Annotated in this window: 16 protein-coding genes; 3 read left to right on the top strand and 13 right to left on the bottom strand. The window is 69.5% G+C overall.

Features of this window, described 5'->3' with window-relative positions; genetic code table 11:
* Positions 1-11 precede the first annotated feature (11 nt).
* The 6 genes from LCY71_RS09320 to LCY71_RS09295 form a co-directional block, all read right to left on the bottom strand.
* Positions 12-203, bottom strand: coding sequence for a hypothetical protein (locus LCY71_RS09320; RefSeq protein WP_225332884.1), 192 nt, complete (start codon positions 201-203; stop codon positions 12-14).
* Positions 204-432: 229 nt separating this feature from the next.
* Positions 433-2,172, bottom strand: a complete 1,740-nt coding sequence (pheT, locus tag LCY71_RS09315) for a phenylalanine--tRNA ligase subunit beta (protein WP_225332883.1) — start codon at positions 2,170-2,172, stop codon at positions 433-435.
* Positions 2,172-3,683, bottom strand: a complete 1,512-nt coding sequence (gene pheS, locus LCY71_RS09310) for a phenylalanine--tRNA ligase subunit alpha (RefSeq protein ID WP_225335901.1) — start codon at positions 3,681-3,683, stop codon at positions 2,172-2,174. Before pheS ends, pheT begins: the two co-directional genes overlap by 1 nt.
* 298 nt (positions 3,684-3,981) lie before the next feature.
* Complete coding sequence (locus LCY71_RS09305) at positions 3,982-5,124, bottom strand: signal peptidase I (protein WP_225332882.1); 1,143 nt, start codon at positions 5,122-5,124, stop codon at positions 3,982-3,984.
* Positions 5,125-5,403: 279 nt separating this feature from the next.
* Entirely contained in the window at positions 5,404-6,000 is a 597-nt protein-coding gene (locus tag LCY71_RS09300) for a hypothetical protein (RefSeq protein ID WP_225332881.1), read from the bottom strand.
* Between the two features lie 2 nt (positions 6,001-6,002).
* Complete coding sequence (locus LCY71_RS09295) at positions 6,003-6,545, bottom strand: DUF1102 domain-containing protein (RefSeq protein ID WP_225332880.1); 543 nt, start codon at positions 6,543-6,545, stop codon at positions 6,003-6,005.
* Positions 6,546-7,004: 459 nt separating this feature from the next.
* Between LCY71_RS09295 and LCY71_RS09290 the strand changes: the two genes are divergently transcribed.
* The gene (locus LCY71_RS09290; RefSeq protein ID WP_225332879.1) at positions 7,005-7,589 is read left to right on the top strand and encodes a DUF7344 domain-containing protein; all 585 of its coding nucleotides are present in this window, start codon (positions 7,005-7,007) and stop codon (positions 7,587-7,589) included.
* On the top strand, positions 7,586-8,116 hold the full coding sequence (locus LCY71_RS09285; RefSeq protein ID WP_225332878.1) for a hypothetical protein: 531 nt from the start codon (positions 7,586-7,588) through the stop codon (positions 8,114-8,116). Before LCY71_RS09290 ends, LCY71_RS09285 begins: the two co-directional genes overlap by 4 nt.
* A 33-nt stretch (positions 8,117-8,149) precedes the next feature.
* On the opposite strand, the gene LCY71_RS09280 is transcribed toward LCY71_RS09285, so the two are convergent.
* The 5 genes from LCY71_RS09280 to LCY71_RS09260 all read right to left on the bottom strand — a co-directional run bounded on the left by LCY71_RS09280 (position 8,150) and on the right by LCY71_RS09260 (position 12,587).
* The gene (locus LCY71_RS09280; protein WP_225332877.1) at positions 8,150-9,778 is read right to left on the bottom strand and encodes a tryptophan--tRNA ligase; all 1,629 of its coding nucleotides are present in this window, start codon (positions 9,776-9,778) and stop codon (positions 8,150-8,152) included.
* A 64-nt stretch (positions 9,779-9,842) separates the two neighbouring features.
* Positions 9,843-10,844 carry a tRNA-intron lyase gene (gene endA, locus LCY71_RS09275; protein ID WP_225332876.1) on the bottom strand — a complete coding sequence of 334 codons (1,002 nt, stop codon included), beginning with the start codon at positions 10,842-10,844 and terminating at the stop codon, positions 9,843-9,845.
* A 96-nt stretch (positions 10,845-10,940) separates the two neighbouring features.
* Positions 10,941-11,678 (bottom strand): topoisomerase DNA-binding C4 zinc finger domain-containing protein, encoded by a 738-nt coding sequence (locus LCY71_RS09270; RefSeq protein ID WP_225332875.1) that lies wholly within the window; start codon positions 11,676-11,678, stop codon positions 10,941-10,943.
* A 143-nt stretch (positions 11,679-11,821) separates the two neighbouring features.
* Positions 11,822-12,061 carry a DUF8028 family protein gene (locus tag LCY71_RS09265; protein ID WP_225332874.1) on the bottom strand — a complete coding sequence of 80 codons (240 nt, stop codon included), beginning with the start codon at positions 12,059-12,061 and terminating at the stop codon, positions 11,822-11,824.
* 271 nt (positions 12,062-12,332) lie between these two features.
* Positions 12,333-12,587: a DUF8028 family protein gene (locus tag LCY71_RS09260; RefSeq protein WP_225332873.1), complete on the bottom strand. Its 255-nt coding sequence runs from the start codon at positions 12,585-12,587 to the stop codon at positions 12,333-12,335.
* A gap of 108 nt (positions 12,588-12,695) precedes the next feature.
* Between LCY71_RS09260 and LCY71_RS09255 the strand changes: the two genes are divergently transcribed.
* Positions 12,696-13,340, top strand: coding sequence for an HAD family hydrolase (locus LCY71_RS09255; protein WP_225332872.1), 645 nt, complete (start codon positions 12,696-12,698; stop codon positions 13,338-13,340).
* 11 nt (positions 13,341-13,351) lie between these two features.
* On the opposite strand, the gene LCY71_RS09250 is transcribed toward LCY71_RS09255, so the two are convergent.
* Both LCY71_RS09250 and LCY71_RS09245 read right to left on the bottom strand, forming a co-directional pair.
* Entirely contained in the window at positions 13,352-15,103 is a 1,752-nt protein-coding gene (locus LCY71_RS09250; protein WP_225332871.1) for a carbohydrate-binding protein, read from the bottom strand.
* A 175-nt stretch (positions 15,104-15,278) separates the two neighbouring features.
* Positions 15,279-17,660 (bottom strand): DEAD/DEAH box helicase, encoded by a 2,382-nt coding sequence (locus tag LCY71_RS09245; RefSeq protein ID WP_225332870.1) that lies wholly within the window; start codon positions 17,658-17,660, stop codon positions 15,279-15,281.
* Positions 17,661-17,801 lie beyond the last annotated feature (141 nt).

Genomic DNA, 17,801 nt, shown 5'->3' with positions numbered 1-17,801 from the left:
GGGCGCACCCGTCAGACCAGCCGCGGGAAGATGAACCCCACGAGCATCGAGGAGAGGATCACGTACGCCGTCGCCTCCAGCGGCCCGGCGTTGAACGCCACCCAGAGCCCGCCGCCAACCACGAGCGCTGCGAGGAGGAACACGACGATCAGGACTCGCCGGCCCTTCCGTGAGAACCGCTCCAGCGCGGATTCGTCGGCCATACGCCAGCGGTGTGAGCGGACGGCTATAGGTCTTGTCAACCTACCTTTTTTCACCGGGGGTTCGCGCTCGCCACAGGCGAGCGCTCAACCCCGGCCAAAAAACGTGGGCGAAAAAAGCCGCTCACTCGCTTCGCTCGTTCGCGGTCCCGACTCTATAGTAGAAATTGAACGCACTGACACACTCGAGGGGCACCCGTGATGCCCTTCGATGTGTAAATAGTTTCAATTTCTACTCTAGCCCGTCCAGCCGGAACTCGAAGGCCGCGACGGGCAACTCTAGATCGTGCTCGACGAGCACCTTCGGGTGGACCTCGCCGACGACGCCGACGGACTCGCCGTCGAGGACGACCTCGGCGGCGCGGCCGTCGATGAACGTCGGGTGCTCGGTCGGCGGCGTCTCGAGGTCCGTCCCGAAGGCCTCGGCGATGGCCTGGAGGCGCGCCTTGGCGTCCTCGTAGGAGGCGTCCGTGCGAGCGAGTGCGCCCGCGACCGTCTGGCGCTCGGCGACGCCGGTGTTCTCCGACTCGTCGACGTGTGCGGCGAGGCCGATCTCCACGAGGTCCTGCGGGTAGGCGCGGTGGGTGTTGTTCTCCAGGACCATCATAATGGAGGGCAGCGCCCACGTCCGGAGCATGGTGTAGTCCTCGCTGTAGGGCTCGCGGATGGTGACCGGGTCGGTGGCGCCGAGGACGTCACCCTCTCTCTCGCCGGACGCGGGGAGGTTCATCCGCTCGAAGTTCTCTTCCTCGCTGATCATGTGGAAGTTCAGCAGGTCCTCGAAGCCCAGGCCGACCAGCGCGTCGCGGGCGGCGTCCTCCAGCCGGGAGCGCTCGTGACGGCCGCCGACCGTGGAGACGTCGGGGTAGCGCGGTTCGAGGTCGTTGAACCCGAGCGCGCGCCCGATGTCGTCGATGACGTCCAGCGGGTGGAGGACGTCCACGCGGTAGGGCGGGATCTCCACCTCGTAGAGGCTGCCAGTGCCGTCGGCCTCTGCGTCGAGGCCGGCCCGCTCGGCGTAGTCGACGACCGCCTCGGGATCCAGTTCGACGCCGAGGACGGACTCGATCCGGTCGTGGGTGACCGTCTTGGTCCTGACCGCGAAGTCGGGCCGGTCCAGCGTGCGGCCGGCGTAGTCGCCGGGGGCGTCGGTCCCGTACTCCACTTCGACGCGCTCGACCTGGCCGCCCCGCGCCTCGAGCGCGTAGCAGACGATGTTCAGCATGTGGTCGACCGTCCACTGGTCGGTGCCGGTCATCTCGACGAAGAGGTCCCGCGAGTCCGTGGTGACCTCCGTCCGGCGGCCGTTGATCACCGGCGGGAACGAGAACAGACCGATGCCGTCGTAGATGGCGGGCACGCGGTCCATCTCGGCCACGAGGTCGGCGAACTTCTCGCCGGTCTCGTGCTCTTCCAGCACCTCGGCGGGCGTCATCTCCTGGTCGCTGTCGAGCGGGACGAACCGCTCCTCGTCGGGGTCGACGCTGGTGTAGCGGATGGACTTCCCGCTCCCGTCCACGGCCGCCTCGCCTTTCAGCATCGTCAGGTCGTGGACGCCGATGGCGCCCTTGGCGCGCTGGCGGCCCATCGTCGCGTGGAGTTTCTCCTGGAGTTGGATGAGCGACTCCAACGAGCGCTCGTCGAGGTCGAGCCCCCGGACGACAGCGCCCGTCACGTAGGGCCGCTCCTCGGGCTGGTCCTCTACCTCGATCGTCCACTCCGGCTCGTTCGTGTTGGGGATATAGACGCCCCGGTCCTCGCCGTAGTGGTAGCGCAGCGAGCGGGCGATGCCCTCGACGGAGAGGCGGTCGAGGCGGTCGGGCGCGAACTCCAGCTGGAACTCGTCGTCCTCGGTCCGGCCCTCGAACTCCAGGCCCAGCGAGAACAGGTCGCTGCGGAGTTCGTCGTCGTCCTTCTCCGCCTTGCCGGTCAGACGGCGCAGCTCGTCGGGGTCGACGTCGACGACGGGCATCAGTACACCACCTCCTCAGAACGCAGGAGTTCGAGGTCGGCCAGCGTCCCGTGCACGTCGCGGATGTCCTCGAAGCCGTACATGAGCATGAGCAGCCGCTCCAGGGAGAGTCCCCAGGCCATCACGTCGCAGTCCACGCCGAGCGGTTCGAGCACCTCGTCGCGGAAGATGCCGGAGTTACCCACCTCGACAATCTCGCCCGTCTCGGGGTGGGTGCCGAACAGCTCGAAGCTCGGTTCGGTGTAGGGGTTGTAGTGGGGCTTGAACTCCAGGTCGGTGATGCCGAACTGCTCGTAGAACTCCGTGAACGTCCCCATCAGGTCGCGAACGGAGAGGTCCTCGGCCATCACCCAGCCCTCGATCTGGAAGAACTCCAGCAGGTGCGTCGGGTCGAGCGTGTCGTTGCGGTACACCTTCTCGACGCTGAAGTACCGTTCCGGGGGCTCCAGATCGCCGATTTGCTCGCCGGAGAGGTACCGCATCGACAGCGAGGTCGTGTGCCCGCGCAGGTCCACCCGCCGGGCGACGTCCTCGGTCCACGGCGAGTGATAGCCCTCCCCGTCCTCGCCGACGCCCTCCCTGTGTGCGGAGCGGACGCGCTCGACGAGGTCCTCGGGGAGGTGATCGATCTCCTCGGGATTCGAGAGGGCGAACTGGTCCCAGTGAGTCCGCGCCGGGTGGTCCTGGGGCATGAACAGGCAGTCGTTGATCCAGAACTGCGCGTCGGCGTGGGGGCCCTGCATCTCCTTGAACCCCATCCCGACGAGGACGTCCTTGACGCGGTTGGCGGTCTGCCGGAGGACGTGTTCCTTGCCGCCCTGAACCGGTTCGGCGTCGGCCTCGACGTTGTACTCGGCGAACTCGACGTCCGCCCACTCGCCGCTGGTCAGCAGTTCGGGCGTCACCTCGCCGACGGTCTCGGCGGCCTCGACGCCCTCCATCAGCGCCGTCACGCCGTCGTCGGTCAGCCGGACCGAGCGGACGGTCGACTCGGAGCGCTCGATCAGCCCGCGCCGTTCCAGCTGGTCGAGGGCGTCCGAGTCCGCCTCGGCCGCGTCGCCGTCCTCGACTGCTTCGAGGGCCCGTGCCTCGGAATCCCCGTCGGGGTCCGCATCCGGGTCCGCGTGGACGGCGCCGCTGTCGATCCGACCGTACCCCTTCCGGGCGAAGTTCGAGAGCGCGATGTCGACGGCGTCGCCCTCCAGACCCGCGCCGCCGATGACGGTGCCCATGTCGGCGGGTTCGTCGGCAGCGCCGGCGTCGATCGCGGCCCGGTAGAAGCGGACCTCGGGCAGTCCGTCGCCGAGGTACTGCCGGCCCTCGTCGGTCAGCGAGACGGATTCGACGGCCTCATCGGAGACGGTGACGAGCCCTTCGTCCTCGAGTTCGAAGGCGGCGCCGGTCGCCGTCTCGGGTTTGACGTCGGCCTCCGCGGCCACGTCTGCGATGCGCCTGTCCTCGTTCGCGTCGGCGGCCCGGAGCAGGGCCACCTGCGCCTGTGGTAGCTTCATGCGATGGTCGTTGTCCATTGTACCGCGGTATCGTCAGTTAACGGTTCTCACTTCCCGCTCGCAGGTGTCGAGAAGTCGCCCGCGAAGGGCGGTTTCGTCCGGGGTCGCGTTCCCGCGTCTCCCGGAGTCCACCGGCCCTACGGGGCGAAGAAGAAGCCGAACCCCTGACTCCGCGACGGCTTCGCGGCGATGCCACCTGACTGGGGTTCGGACGCCATGTGCGAACCGTTGTGACGGCCGCTGAAAAGCGTTGTGCGTCACGACGGCTCTGCAGCGTCGTCGCGGCCGATCGAGCCCTTCACAGCACGCGTGAGCGCAGGCGCCGGAGCCACGAGCGGCCCTCGCGCGAGCGGTCACGCGCCCGTCCCGAGCCCAGGGCGGCGCCGAACGCGAGGTAGACCGAACCGCCGGCCACGGCGTCGACGGCGGCGACGGGCAACCAGGGGTGGACCCGGTAGAGCGCCCCGATGAGCGACGACGGTAGAATCGCGAGGTAGCGGCGCTCGGTCAGGAAGTACCGGTAGTGGCCGGTCTCCGGCGGCGCGGTGACCGACAGGGTCACGTTCTGCGTCGCTCGCGCCGGGACGGTCGCCGTCGACGGGTCGGCGTCGATGCCGTCGTCCGACTCGAAGTAGACGACGGCCGGGACCGCGGCGTCGTTCGACACCGTGTAGTTGATCGTCCCCGTAGTGCCCCGTTCGATCACGTCGGGGCTCGGCGACTCGAACTCGGCGCTCACGACGTCGATCCGCTGGGTGCCGGCGGGACCGACCATCGCGGCGGTGACGACCAGCACGACGGCGAGCGTGCCGACGGCCGCAATGGTCCGGGGGCCGACGTCGCCGTCGCGCTCCCGCGTCCGGTCCCGGCCCGGGCCGTCTGCCCACCGCGCGCTCGCCACGTAGTACGCGCCCGTCACTGCGAACAGGAGGTACACGATCCCCTGCGTCCCGAGTACGGCACCGGTTCCGAGGAACCTGGCGAGCACGGACTGTGTCCCCTCCAGGGCGGACCGAATGCCCGTCACTGCGGCACTGACGCCCGGCAGGACCAGCACCTCGCCGCCGGGCTGCCAGGCGACGGCCACGATCTGATCGTCCTTGACCGGCGGCTCAACGCCGTCCTGGTCGGTGAAGGGGTTCGCGTCGCCCCGGGTCACGTACCCGCGGTCCGTCTCGTCGACCACGCGGTGAGTCGTGAGCCCGCCGCCGTGGAGCCGCTCGGCGCGGAAGGTGACGACGTCGCCCTCCTCGATCGGTCCGACCAGGGCCGCGGGGACGGCGACGAACCCGTCGCCGGGCGAGAGCGTCGGCGCCATGCTCCCCGTCTCGACGTAGCCGACGACGGCGGGCTGGCCCAGCAGCTGGCCGGCGATCATGGCGATCACGAGCACGACCACGACCGCCTCCGCGATCCGGCCGAGCAGGAACCCCAGCCCCATTTTCTTTTTACCGTTTCCATCGATGATTAAAAATGTGTGCGTTGACGGACAGGGAGCCGATCAGTGAGCGGCAGACGGCGTTGCGAGGGGACGCGTTCGCGTCTCGGGGGGTTGGGAAGACGAATGGATGGGCGAGCGGTCGCTCGCTGGGGGCAGTCAGGCGTTGTAGATCTCCTCGATCTCCTCGCTGATCGCCTGCTTCTCCTCCTCGGAGAGATCGAATGTTTCGCCGGCGATCTCCGCGTAGTCGCTCAGAGTGGGAGCGTCGTCGCTCATCGGTCACACCTCCGTTGCGCTGAACTCGACCTCGTCGTCGATTTCGACCGATCCGATCGAGCTCTCCGGGATGGCACCGCCGACGATGCCGAACCGGAGCTTCTGACCGGGGTCGAGGTCCTTGACAGCCACGAAATCCGGGAGGAAGCTGAGAGAGCCCTCGATCCGGTCGGGATTCTGCGGCACGAGGAACACGCCGAGCAGGCCGTCGAAGTTCGACGCCGACGACTCCAGATCGTAGAACAGCAGGGGCGTGACTTCGAGTTCGACCGTCTGGGTCCCCTGGTTGACGACCTCGAAGACGTCGGCCATGCTCGTGAGGCCGTTGGCGTTCAGGCCCTCGCCGCCGGCGATGCCGTTGCCGACGTTGCCGTTGTCCCCGGTGAGATCGATCGCGAGTTCGCCGTTGCCCGTGTCGTCGGCGTAGTTGCCGTTGGGCTCGTCCGTCGGCCGGATGGCGAGGTACGCGGAGGAGTCGTCCTCGACGGACACAGACACGTCGCGCTCGGCCTGAACCGAGCTGAACGCACCCGTTCCCATCGCGGCCGCGCCGCCGCCGGCGAGCACGCCGAGACTGGCCACGAACTGTCTTCGGTCCATGTTTACGTCGCGTCCGCGTTGAAGGTCACCGAGTCGAGCAGCTGGTCGCCGTCGCTCAGGTTCTCGCCCTCAGTGTCGATCTGGACGCTGACGGTGACGCTGTCGCCGGGGCCGAGCGTGACGCCGTTGTCGGCGCTGCTGCCGATCTCGTCGTCGTAGCTGTTCGACGCGTGGAACTCGACGAGGTCGCTGTTGGCCCCGGTCTTGTCGATGGTGACCTCGACCTCCTGGGTCCCCTGGTTCTCGACGTCGAACAGCTCGTCGATCTGGGTGACGGCGTCGAGGTTGACGCCCTGCCCGCCGGCGCTGGTCTCGTTGTCCGAGGACAGGTCGATGGTCAGCGTGCCGCCGCTCCCGTCTTCGGTGACGTAGTGAGTGTTGGGTCCGCCGGTACCTTCGAGACGGAGGTACGCGGACGCGTCGTTAGCGACCTTCACATCGACGTTCCGGGACGCCGTGACGCTCGTGAACGCGCCAGTACCTACTGCGGCCGCCGAGCCGGCGGCGAGTGATCCAACAGTCGCGATGAATTTGCGTCGTTCCATGATGGACACCTTCCTTTAGAGCACGCCCGGTGACGCCCGACGCCGTCGGGGCCTCCCGGCGTGCGCAGTCGTCCATCGAACCCCACCACCATTGTGTCAATTTACCTGTGCCTCGGTCGTGAAACGTACGGCCGGCCCGGAACGGAATCCCCGGAGCGTACGAGGTACCCGGAACCCTGGACGTCGATCGTACGGGGACCTCGGAAGTCGCGACGAGACCCGTACGGGACAGTCGGAAGCGCGACCGACCGGTGTATCGATCGTCCTGAACGGGAGCCGAGTACCCGGAAGAGAGGCCCCGCTCCGTTTGATCGGCGGCCGCAGACCCTTCTTTCCGACTGTCAGACACGTATCCGGTTCCTAACACCGGTTAGCTGTCAGAAACCGTCCCGAACTTTCTACGAACAGGAAGTTTATTTTAAGTAATTAGCGGTAGCATAATTAGGGCGGGGTGGTCCAATGGTCGATCTCGGTACGAAAGCACGGTCTCGAAGCGACGAGAGTACGGGAGACGTCTCCTACGACGACGGCTTCCAGTTACTCAGCAACCACCGCCGACGCTACGCGCTCCAGTACCTCTACCGGAACGGGGAGTCGGCGACACTCGGCGAGCTCGCGGAGCGGATCGCGGCCTGGGAGAACGAGATCAGCGTGACGGAGGTCTCCTCGAGCGAGCGAAAGCGGGTCTACACATCGCTCCAACAGATCCATCTCCCGCGGATGGACGACATGGACGTAGTCGAATACGACGACCGCTCGGGAACCGTCGAACTCGGGCCGGCCGCAGACGACCTCGACGTCTACATGGAGATCGTCGCGGGGCGCGACGTCCCGTGGAGCCAGTTCTACCTCGGACTCGGGGTCGTGAACACGGTGCTGCTCGGCGTCGTCGCGTTCGACGTCGTCGCGCACCCGCTGACGGACGGGGCGTGGGGGCTGTTCGCCGCCACGACGGCCCTCGTCGCGTCCGTCGTCCACACGTACTACAACCGGACGGAGATGCGCCTCCAGGTGCACGACAGCCCACCGGAAGTCGATCGATGATCCGACGCCGGGCCGCACTGCTGACCTGCGTCGTCCTCGCGCTGGCGGCGACCGCCGGCACCGGCGGCTTCGCCAGCGTGAGCGCCGAGCGGGACGCCTCGGTCGTCGTCGCCGACGACGGGGCGATGCCCCGCGTCGACCTCCACGGGCAGGCGCTCCGTAACGGGCGCCACGAGGACGTCCGCCTGGCTACGCTGACGAACACTTTCCCGACGACGATCTCGTCGCTCGAGGTGGAGGTCCGGTCCGAGACGATGATCCCGCCGAAGCCGACCACGTCCGGGACGGCGGAGCCGACGGCGCCGCTCAGGGTCGGTGAAACGGCGGCCCTGACGGCAGACGTCACCTGCGGGGCGACCGGGCGGACCGAGCGGTTCACCGTCGAGCTCTCGATCTTCACCCGGTCCGGTGCCAGCGTCGAGATGACGAGGGAGGCGACGGTCGAGTGTACCGGCGAGCCCAATAGGGGCGTCAGCGGACGCGGGAGTGACCGCACCGACGATGGTAGCGAAGGGGCGACCGGCTGACGGTCGGGCGGCGCTCGCGAAGAACGGCGACGGTTACCGGTCCGAGTCGAGCTGGATGTCCAGTTCGTCGAGTCGGTCCTCCCACTCGGCGCGCTTCTCCTGGTGCTCCTCGAGGAACTCCTCCATCAGCTCCGCGGCCTGCTCCTTGCACCCGCCGCAGAGGCGCTCGCCGCCGACGCACTCGTCGTAGACCTCCCTGGCGAACTCGTCGTCGTCGCCGGCCAGCAGGTAGGCGTACAGCTCGTAGACGGGACACTCCTCGGCCTCGCCGCCCAGCTCCCGCTGCTTCTCGGCGGTCTCCCGGCCGGCCGTGGTCGCCGACATGACCTTGTCGTAGCCGTCCTCGGGGTCGTCGATGAGGCTGATGTGGCTCGCCGGGATCGAGGAGGACATCTTGCCGCCCGTGAGGCCGGTCATGAAGCGGTGGTAGATCGACGACGGCGGCAGGAAGCCGTAGCCGCCGTGGTCGAGTTCGACCTCGCGGGCCAGCTCGTCGGCCGCCTCGCGGGAGAGGTCGAAGGCGTCGACGTGGGCCTCGTAGACGCGCTTCTCGCCCTCGACGGCCTCGATCAGGGCGTCGAAGGCCTCCTCGGTGGCGTTGCGGTTCAGGATGCGCGTCCGCGGGCGGAGCGGCTCCTTCCCGGCGTTGTCGAGTTTCTCGACGGCGCGCTGACGGGCGTCTCCCGGGTCGACGTGCTCGCGGAGCCAGTCGGCGGCGTCCTCGCAGCGGACCCGGTCGTCCTCGTCGGCGTCCGCACCGAGCGCCTCGTAGGCCTCGGCGACCAGCGGCCGCTCTTCCTCGTCGAGTTCGAAGCTGGCGTAGGCCTCGGTGACGCCGAAGTAGCGCATCCGGGCGGCCAGGTCCCGGGCGAGCCGCATGTGCGGGTCCTGGTCCGGGCCGACCGGGATGACCGTCGGCTTGGGCTCCTCTAGCTGGGGATAGAGGATGTCGGCCATCTGCGTGACGACGCTCTGCATGTGGGAGACGTCGGTCTCGCCGTCGAAGTCGTAGATCGCCTGTAGCTCCGAGAAGTTGGCCTCGGCGCCGAGCTCGAAGGCCAGGTCCTGAACCGCGCGGTTCTCCGACTGGCGGTACAGCTCGCCGTCCTCGGGGTCGAAGCCCAGCGCCAGCAGCGAGAGGACGTAGCTCCTCGCGTGCTCGTCGATCTCGTCCCAGGAGAGCCCGCGGGCGCTGTGGGCCTCGAGGTCGGCGATCAGGCCGTGCGCGTCGGCGCCCCGCTCCTGGTGCCAGATAATCTCGTCGAACACGAGCTTGTGCCCGATGTGCGGGTCGCCAGTGGGCATGAACCCGGAGAGCGCGGCGAAGTCCTCGCCCTCGCGCATCGCCCGGGCGACCGGCCGGTAGTCGCGGTGGCCGAAGATGACCCCGCGGCGCATCAGGTAGTGGGGGTCGGGCACCTCGTCGAGCAGTTCGTCGAACTCCTCGATGCCGAACTGCTCGAACAGCTTCCGGTAGTCCGCGACCGTGGTAGAGCCCCACGGGTCCAGAGCCACGTCGTCCGCCCCGGCGGCCTCGGTCCCGCCGTCGGATCTCAGATCCGACGTGGCTCGCCTCGCGCCGCTCGGCTTACCGCCGTCCGCCCTCGCGTCCGACGGGGGCCGCGAGTCGCCCCCCTCGGCGTCGGAAGAGTCGTGCGTCATTGATTGCTGGATACTCGCGCCGACGCGCGCAAAAAGCGTTCGCTTTGCGCACACCTCACACCGATCAGGGCGTCAGCCGCTCGACGGAGACCCAGTCGATGCCGTCGTCGCCGACCAGCGCGAAGGTCATCGTCTTCCGGACGCCGTGGGCGAGGCGGACGTCCAGCGCCAGGTCACGCGGGGCGAACTCGTGGTCGACTGCGAGGACGCGCACCAGCAGTTCGGAGTGGCCCAGGTCGTCGGCGCTCTCGACGTCGGCGTAGGTCCGGAAGTCGGCGCCGAACTTGAAGCCCGTCTTGGGGACGACGCCGCGCTCGCGCAGGTCGGCGTAGACGGCCAGCCGGCGGTCGAACCGGTCGCCCTCGACCTCGTGGCCGCGCTCCAGCAGCGCCGCCTCGCCGCCGTCGACCGAGAGGGCGCCCCGCTGGGCGAGGTAGGCCGCCTCGACGAGAGAGAGCTGGACAGTCTCGTCGTCGCCGAGCCGCTGGCCGTAGAACGCCCGCTCGTAGAGGTCCGCGGGCGGGTCCCAGCACAGCACCCGCTCGGCCAGCAGGTCGCCCTCGACCGGCGGAACGTCGGCGTCGCTGGTCCCGTCGACGGCCCGTCGGTCGGTCTCGAGGTAGGTGATCTCCGACTCCTCGTCGACGACGGCGAGGACGGACTCGCCCAGCGCGGCCGCCGGGACCGTCTCGCGCTCGCCGACGACGCGAACGCGGTAGGCGACCGCGTCGTCCCAGGGGCCCTTCCCCCGTGGGTAGACCACGAAGTCGGCCCCCGCAGGGTCGTCGACCCAGCCCTCGCGAGCGGGCGAGAGGTAGAAGCCCCGGTCCCGCAGGTCCTTGTAGACGAAGAAGGCCACCTCGGGGACGGCCGCCGAGGCGAGGAAGGCCCGGAAGTCCATCCCGTCGACCGAATCGAGGTCGCCCCGGTACAGCAGGTGCGCGGCCTCGACGGGCGCCAGCTCCAGGTCGCCGTCGACGGGTCGGCCGTAGCCCCGCGAGTCGTAGAACCGCTCGCGGCCCTCGCTCCCGGCCCTGACCACGTCGCCTGCGAGCGTCGGATCCATGGGTGAGCGTCGCCGCGGGCGGGCGTAAAGCGTTCCGTTCGCGGACGGCCCGGCGCGCGCTCCGGCGGCGACGAGTCGAGGCGAGACGGCGGCGCGTCAGTCGGCGTCCGCCGCCCGCGCCCGTTCGCAACGGGCGTCGAGACATCGCCAGCCGGTCGCGGTCTCGAAGACCGGCAGGCCGCAGTCGCAGTCGTCGATGATCACGCCCGCGGGCAGCGAGAAGCCGGTGTCGCAGTCGGGGTAGCGCTCGCACCCGGCGATGAGTCCGCCTCGCCGGAGGATGCGGAGGTCGCTCCCGCACTCGGGGCACGCCCACTCGCGGTCGAAGGCCGTCCGGACGCGCTCGTCGAGGGAGTCGCAATCGCGGTCGAGACACACCTCGAAGGCCCGGCCGCGCTCGGCCCGGACCGTCGGGAGGTCGCAGTCCGCGCAGCGCCGGCCCGTCACCGAGGCGTCGTCGGGCAGCCCGTAGCGGGCGTCGCAGCCGGCACAGGAGACGGCGCCGTCGGCCCGGACGAGCGTCCCGCGACAGTCCGGACAGTCGCCGACGGGGACGCCGGCGACGCTGGCCGGATACCGGGCGCGCCCGTGCTCGTCGTGGGTGACCACGCGCAGCAGTTCGTCGCCGTCCCGCGCGACCACGGTGCCGGCCTCGACCGTCACGCTGTCGGCCCGGGTGAGCCACGCCACCGGTTGGTAGCCGTCGGCGTCGTGGACCAGAACCGTGTTGTCGGGTTTCACCAAGACGATCACGTCGCCGCGCTGCTCGCGCTCGCGGGAGCCGTCGAAGACCATCGTGCACTCACCGGCCAGCACGTGCGTTCCGTCGTGCATGGGCTGGCCTGGGCGCGTTCCACTACTTCAACGTGTGGCCGAAAAGCGTTGTCCCCACCCCCAGTGGGGCGACCGCGGGGTCGCCGTGGCGCGGCGGTCCGATCCCCCCGGGTGCCGCGAAATCGACCACAGCGATCACGCTCTCACGCCCGGTCGCAGTCGTAGCCGCGACCGAGGGCCAGGGTGGCCGCGCGGAGGACGAGCGCGGCCGCGAGGAGCAGGAGTTCCCGCGCGCCGAGGCCGCCGTACAGGAGGGCCAGGTAGGCGAGCGGAAGGAGGACCGCCGCCCAGAAGGCAACCGCCTCGACTGGATGGAGCGCCAGGTGCCGAAGCGCGGTTGCGGGTCCGGACGCGGCCCCCTCGGCGGCGGACTCTCTCGACACGGGAACTCGCTCCTCGATTCAGGGGAGGGGCGGGGCCACTATACAGTGGGCCGACCCTTGGTTCGAGTTCACCTCGTTTCGACCGTCCGTTGCCGCGTTTTATCGCATTACGACACCTCTTCACGTTTCACGCCGGTTTCGCGAGACCGAGCCATACCTTCCGAGACGTTTTATTCACCACTCTGTCGTTGTATCTCAGTTCCGACCCAGCGGTTCCCGACGGGGGTGCGTCCGCGGCGACGGACCCGGACCTGTCGTCGATCCGTGCCCGTCACGCGGTCGGTGTGTGATCGGATCCGAGGACGACGCAGAGAGCGTGGACCGCCAGCAAGGCGGGAACGAACTGACTGCCGCCGACCGCGGGGACGATCACGATCGGCAGGTACGCGATCGGGAGGGCGATCGCTAGCCAGAACGCCCCGGCTTCGAGGGCGGCGTGCGGTCGGTCGGAGACCCGGCTGGCAGCGTTCCCGAGCCACTCTCGCGAGCGACTCAGCTCACGGTAGAGTGCGCTACTGTCCGGCATCGAGGGAGACGGACAGTAGGACCCCAGTCCGCTTAATAGTGTCGTACGACAACAATACTCACATTCAGGACCCGACACGCGTATGCCGGTCCGCGACCTGCGGGGGATATGGACGCGGTCTGTTTCGACATGGACGGAGTGCTGGTCGACTCCGAAGACTACTGGATCGAACTGGAGCGCGAGCGGGTGCTGCCCGAGGCGCTCCCGGACGCCGACGTGTCGGTCGACGAACTGACCGGCGTCTACTACGAGGAGCTGTACGGCATCCTCGAGGAGGACTACGAGCTCGCCGTCGAGTACGACGAGTTCTGTTCGCTGTACGAGGGCGCCGCCGAGGACATCTACGGCGAGAAAGTGGGACTGACCCCCGGCGTCCGCGAGGTCGTCGACGACCTGCGGGAGGCCGGCGTCCCGGTGGCGATGGTGACCTCGTCGCCGCCGGAGTGGTACGAGATCGTCCTCGACAGGTTCGGGCTCGCGTTCGACGCGACGATCAGCGCCGCCGACCTGGACGGTCCCGGCAAGCCGGAGCCGGGAATCTACGAGCACGCCGCGGCGGAGCTGGGCGTCGATCCCGGTGACTGCGTGGCCGTCGAGGACTCCGCGAACGGGACGCTGGCCGCGTCGCGCGCCGGCATGACCGTGATCGGGTTCGGCGTCGGCGAGGCCGGACACGGCATCGCGGAGTCGGCCGCCGATTCGGTCGCCGAAGCGCCGGAGGCCCTGCGCGAACAGCTCTTCTCGCGGGTGTAGGTCGATCGCGGCTACGAGACCGTGATAGCGACCTCGTGAGTGGTCGCCTCGCCGGTGTTGGCCGTCGCCGTCAGCGCGACGGTGTACGTTCCGGCCGCGTCGTAGCTGTGACTCTGCCACCAGCCGGTGCCCGTGGTGCCGTCGCCGAAGTCCCACTCCAGAGAGTCGATCCAGCGCCCGGACCCGGACGTGTCGTTCACGCGGAGCGTGATCCGCTCGCCGACGCCGACGGACGCGCTGCTCGCATCGATGGTCGCGACGGGGTCCGACGATCCGCCGCCGCTGCCGTCGCCGCCGGTGCTACCGTCGCTACTGCCGCCATCGGTACCGTCGCCGTCACTGCTGCCGCCGTCGCTCCCGCTGCCGCTGGCGAACCCGATCCAGTTGAGGTTCCAGCCGCCGTCGTCGGCCCGGACGCGGACGACGTGTTCGCCGGCGGCGACGTCGGCGGCCCCGAGCGGGACGGTGGTCCAGGACTGCCAGCCGCCGGTGCCGTCGAACGAGGCGCTGCCGACCTGCGATCCGTCGACCTCGACGGTCAGGGAGCCGCCCCCGTCGTTCGACGCGACGCGGGCCCGCAGGTCGTGCGTCCCGGACGCGTCGGCGCTGACGGTGTAGGTCCACCACTCGCCGGACTGTATCCAGCCGACGTTGTACCCGCCCTCGTCGCAGAACTCGACGTCGACGTCAGTCGAGCGGTACGCGCCGCCCTCGTTGCCCGACGTCGCGTCGTGGTACGCGGTCCCCTCGCCGCCGCGGTCGAAGTCCTCGGCCTGGATCCAGCCGGGGACGGCGTGGGGCGATCCGCCGTAGGGTGACCGTCCGCCGTCGCTTCCGCCGCTGCCGCCGCCGCTCCCGCCGCCGGTGCTCCCCCCAGAACTCCCGCTGCTGTAGGTGGTGCCGTTGATCGTCACGTCGAACTGCTCGCAGGTGACGTCGCCCTGCGCGCCCTGCCAGTACTCGTTGCCGAGTTCGACACCGGAGAGCCACAGATCGTCGCCGATTCCGTGGCGCTGGCTCAGGTACTCGATGACCTCGGTGAGGTCGACCCGGCCCGAGGTCAGGCCGCCGCGGACGCGGAAGATGTGGAAGTCGGCGTTCGTCCCGCCGCCGTCGTAGTCCGCCCAGTAGTCGACAGTGTTGCCGTACTGGTCGGTCCAGACGTTTCGCTCCTCCATGTAGTGGTCGTGGCCGCCGCCCCAGTCCAGCACCATCATGACCTCGTGGACGTGGGGCCCGGTCTGCCGGGAGGGCGGCTGCTCCATCGGCCACCACTCCTCGGCGAGGTCCCACTCGCCGCCGGAGATGCTCTGGTCGATATCGACCTCGATCTCCAGCTGGTCGACGTCGCCCCGACGGATCGGGAACTCGGCGACGCCGGTGTCGGACCCCCAGGGCTTGGTGCCGATCAGGGCCTGCGGGTAGTTGGGCGAGCCACCGACCGAGCGGGTCTCCCACTCGTAGCCGTAGGAGCCGTCGTCGTTCGCGAACGCGCACATGTCGATGTCCGCGCCCTCCACCCGGGTTCCCCAGTCGTTGTTGATGACCTGGAAGTCGCCGCCCCCGACCGAGAGGCTGCCCTGCGAGGAGCACTCGGTCCGGCGGGCCGCCGCCGGCGAGACGCCCGCGCCGAGCGCGAACGCCCCGGCGGCGGCCGCGGTGCTCGCCTTCAGGAAGCGCCGGCGCGAGCTTCCGCCGCTGGTCGCCTCAGACTCCCGTTCCCCGTACTCTGTGCCGTCGTCCGTCGTGTCGCGATCGTGCATGTCCTCTCCACCCCGTGTGGCTCGATGCCACGAGACACTGGGGAGAGCGAGCATCGGACAATAAATCGTTCGGATGGTTCACCGATTGATTCACGTCGAAAACAGCCGAACCCAACCCCCTCGTGGTCGGCTCCCGCCGCTCTCCGCGCGCACCGGGAGCCGGCCGCGACCGGACTCACTCGACCCGTACGGTCCGCGTGTCGACGACGGGCGGCAGCGGCAGTTCCGGGAACGTCACCTCGACGGCGAACTCCAGGTCGTCGGCGTCGCCGCCGAAGGCGGCCGCGGGGACCGTCGCCTCGCCGAGATAGGCGGGCTTGGCCGTCATCTCGTGGCCGTTGACGGTCACCCTGATCCCCGCGCGTGCGCCGCCGGCGACCGAGCGGACCGTCACCTCGTGGAGTTCGCGCTCGCCGCTCGGAATGGCGTCGGGGAAGTCGCCCCACTCGACGACGACGTCGGGGAGGTCGCGGGCGTTCTCGACGACGCGCTCGGCGACGCCCTCGCCGATGCCGGCCGACTGGAGGCCGGAGACGCCGGCGTCGGTCACGTCCGCCGGCGTTCGCAGGCCCTCGGCTGCGAGGTTGCTCGCCCGTCCGGGACCGATGCCGTCGACGGCAGTGAGTCCCACTGCGTCGGCGCTGACGCCGTTCTCGACGCGCCCCTCGACGCGGCGGGCGAGGTTGGCCGCCCGCGGGCCGGCGAAGCGGTCGAGGAAGGCCCGGAGCGCGGCCAGCAGGCGCAGCGCGTTCTGCTTGATCACCCAGGCGTCGCTCTGCAGTTCCGTCGGCGTGGTGCCGGACATCGACGAGCGGAGGATGGCCAGCACCTTCCGCTGGCCGGCCGAGAGGTCGTCGACGCGGGAGCCGAGGACGGCGGCCACCGCGTCCTCCTCGTCGGAGCGCGCGCTGACGCTGTCGAACTCCGTCGCGCCGGCGACGACCGCCAGCAGTCGGTCCTCGTCCAGCGCCTCGGGGTCCTCGTCGGCGCGGTCGGCGCAGTCCTTGAACCGCTCGGCGGTGTCCAGGCGGAGGTAGAACTTGGATGCCAGCCGACCCAGCGGCGTCCCCTCCAGCCTGAGGTCCGCCATCTCGACGAACCCGCTGTCGACGAGCGACTTCAGCGTGGCGCTGACCCGATCCCGGAGGTCGCCCTCGTCGGCGTACTGCTCCGGGGCGGCACGCGCGCGCTGGTAGTAAAACGTCGTCTCCAGCCAGTCCATCACGTCCTCGACGTCCCGGAGCGTCCCGAGGGCGATCTCGGCGTTGAGGTGGGCGTCTAAGTCCTCCGCGAGGCGGGACTCGATGTCGGTCCCGTCCCGGAGCAGTCGGCGGTACTTGTCGGCGTCCGAGCGGTCGCAGACGATCCAGGCGTAGCCCTGGTCGTCGTAGCCCGGCCGGCCGGCGCGCCCGAGCATCTGGAGGACGTCCAGCGGGCTCATGTCCACCTCGCCCTCCAGGGGGTCGTGGATCTTGGTGTCCCGGATGACGACGCAGCGGGCCGGGAGGTTGACCCCCCAGGCCAGCGTCGAGGTCGAAAAGAGGAGCTGGATCTTGCCCTCCTTGAACCAGTCCTCGACGCGGTCCTTGTCGGCCTTCGAGAGGCCGGCGTGGTGGAAGCCGACGCCGTCCAGCACGGACTGTCTGAGGGTGTCGTTGTCCAGATCGGCGGCGTCGGTGTGGAAGTCGTACTCGCCGCGGGCGCCGATCGGGACGTCCCGCTCGGCGATCTCGTCGCGGGCCTTCTTCGCGGCCTGGACGGTGTCCTGGCGCGAGGAGACGAAGACGAGGGCCTGACCCTCGTCGCGGATGTGAGGCTCGGCCAGGTCCAGCGCGCGGTAGAGCCGGCGGTACTTGTCGGCGAAGGCGTTCTCGCCGTGGCTGTAGGTCTTCACGTCGGCGTTCAGCGGGACGGGCCGGTACTGCTCCCCGTAGGAGAAGGTGGCCTCCTCCGGCGCGTCGAGCCACGCGGCCACGTCCTCGACGTTGGGCATCGTCGCCGAGAGGGCGACGACGCGTGGATCGCAGAGCCGTCGCAGGCGCGAGACGGTGACCTCGAGCACGGACCCGCGGCGCTCGGAGTCCAGCAGGTGGACCTCGTCGATGACGCAGCAGTCGACGTCCTCGATGAAGCCGTACCGGCGCGAGTCGTGCTTTCGCGTGGCCGAGTCGGCCTTCTCCGGGGTCATCACCAGCACGTCGGCCCGCTCGGCGCGGCGCGGGTTCAGGTCCCGCTCGCCCGTGACGACGTAGACGGAGTAGCCCATGTCCTCGAATCGCTCCCACTCGCTCTCCTTCTCGTTGGTGAGCGCGCGCAGGGGCGCGAGGAACAGTGCGGTGCCGCCGGCGCGCAGCGTCTTGCAGATGGCGATCTCGGCCAGTGCGGTCTTGCCGCTGGCGGTGGGCGCGCTGACGACGACGTTCTCGTCGGTCTCCAGCAGCGCCGGCAGCGTCTCGGACTGCATCGCGTTGAACCGCTCGAAGGGGAAGGCGTCCGAGAACTCCGGCAGGACGTCCGCGACCGCGACCGAGGGCTCGCTGTCGGCGGGGCGTGACACGTCGGGAACCCGGCACCGCGTCGATATAGGCGTTTCTATAGTAGAGGTTGAAACTATTCGCACGTCGAAGGGCACCCCGGATGCCGTTCGGGCGTGGCAGTGCGTTCGATCTCCGCTATACGCTCGACCTGACATCCGGCG

It is taken from the genome of Halomicrobium urmianum, from assembly GCF_020217425.1.
Taxonomy (GTDB): domain Archaea; phylum Halobacteriota; class Halobacteria; order Halobacteriales; family Haloarculaceae; genus Halomicrobium; species Halomicrobium urmianum.
Note: the sequence above shows the minus strand (reverse complement) of the source record. Positions and strands in the feature narration are given on the sequence as shown.

What these genes read in the sequence shown, in the direction of transcription:
- LCY71_RS09320 (WP_225332884.1), bottom strand. Translation starts at nt 203, where the DNA reads ATGGCCGACGAATCCGCGCTGGAGCGGTTCTCACGGAAGGGCCGGCGA.
- pheT (WP_225332883.1), bottom strand. Translation starts at nt 2,172, where the DNA reads ATGCCCGTCGTCGACGTCGACCCCGACGAGCTGCGCCGTCTGACCGGC.
- pheS (WP_225335901.1), bottom strand. Translation starts at nt 3,683, where the DNA reads ATGAAGCTACCACAGGCGCAGGTGGCCCTGCTCCGGGCCGCCGACGCG.
- LCY71_RS09305 (WP_225332882.1), bottom strand. Translation starts at nt 5,124, where the DNA reads ATGGGGCTGGGGTTCCTGCTCGGCCGGATCGCGGAGGCGGTCGTGGTC.
- LCY71_RS09300 (WP_225332881.1), bottom strand. Translation starts at nt 6,000, where the DNA reads ATGGACCGAAGACAGTTCGTGGCCAGTCTCGGCGTGCTCGCCGGCGGC.
- LCY71_RS09295 (WP_225332880.1), bottom strand. Translation starts at nt 6,545, where the DNA reads ATGGAACGACGCAAATTCATCGCGACTGTTGGATCACTCGCCGCCGGC.
- LCY71_RS09290 (WP_225332879.1), top strand. Translation starts at nt 7,005, where the DNA reads ATGGTCGATCTCGGTACGAAAGCACGGTCTCGAAGCGACGAGAGTACG.
- LCY71_RS09285 (WP_225332878.1), top strand. Translation starts at nt 7,586, where the DNA reads ATGATCCGACGCCGGGCCGCACTGCTGACCTGCGTCGTCCTCGCGCTG.
- LCY71_RS09280 (WP_225332877.1), bottom strand. Translation starts at nt 9,778, where the DNA reads ATGACGCACGACTCTTCCGACGCCGAGGGGGGCGACTCGCGGCCCCCG.
- endA (WP_225332876.1), bottom strand. Translation starts at nt 10,844, where the DNA reads ATGGATCCGACGCTCGCAGGCGACGTGGTCAGGGCCGGGAGCGAGGGC.
- LCY71_RS09270 (WP_225332875.1), bottom strand. Translation starts at nt 11,678, where the DNA reads ATGCACGACGGAACGCACGTGCTGGCCGGTGAGTGCACGATGGTCTTC.
- LCY71_RS09260 (WP_225332873.1), bottom strand. Translation starts at nt 12,587, where the DNA reads ATGCCGGACAGTAGCGCACTCTACCGTGAGCTGAGTCGCTCGCGAGAG.
- LCY71_RS09255 (WP_225332872.1), top strand. Translation starts at nt 12,696, where the DNA reads ATGGACGCGGTCTGTTTCGACATGGACGGAGTGCTGGTCGACTCCGAA.
- LCY71_RS09250 (WP_225332871.1), bottom strand. Translation starts at nt 15,103, where the DNA reads ATGCACGATCGCGACACGACGGACGACGGCACAGAGTACGGGGAACGG.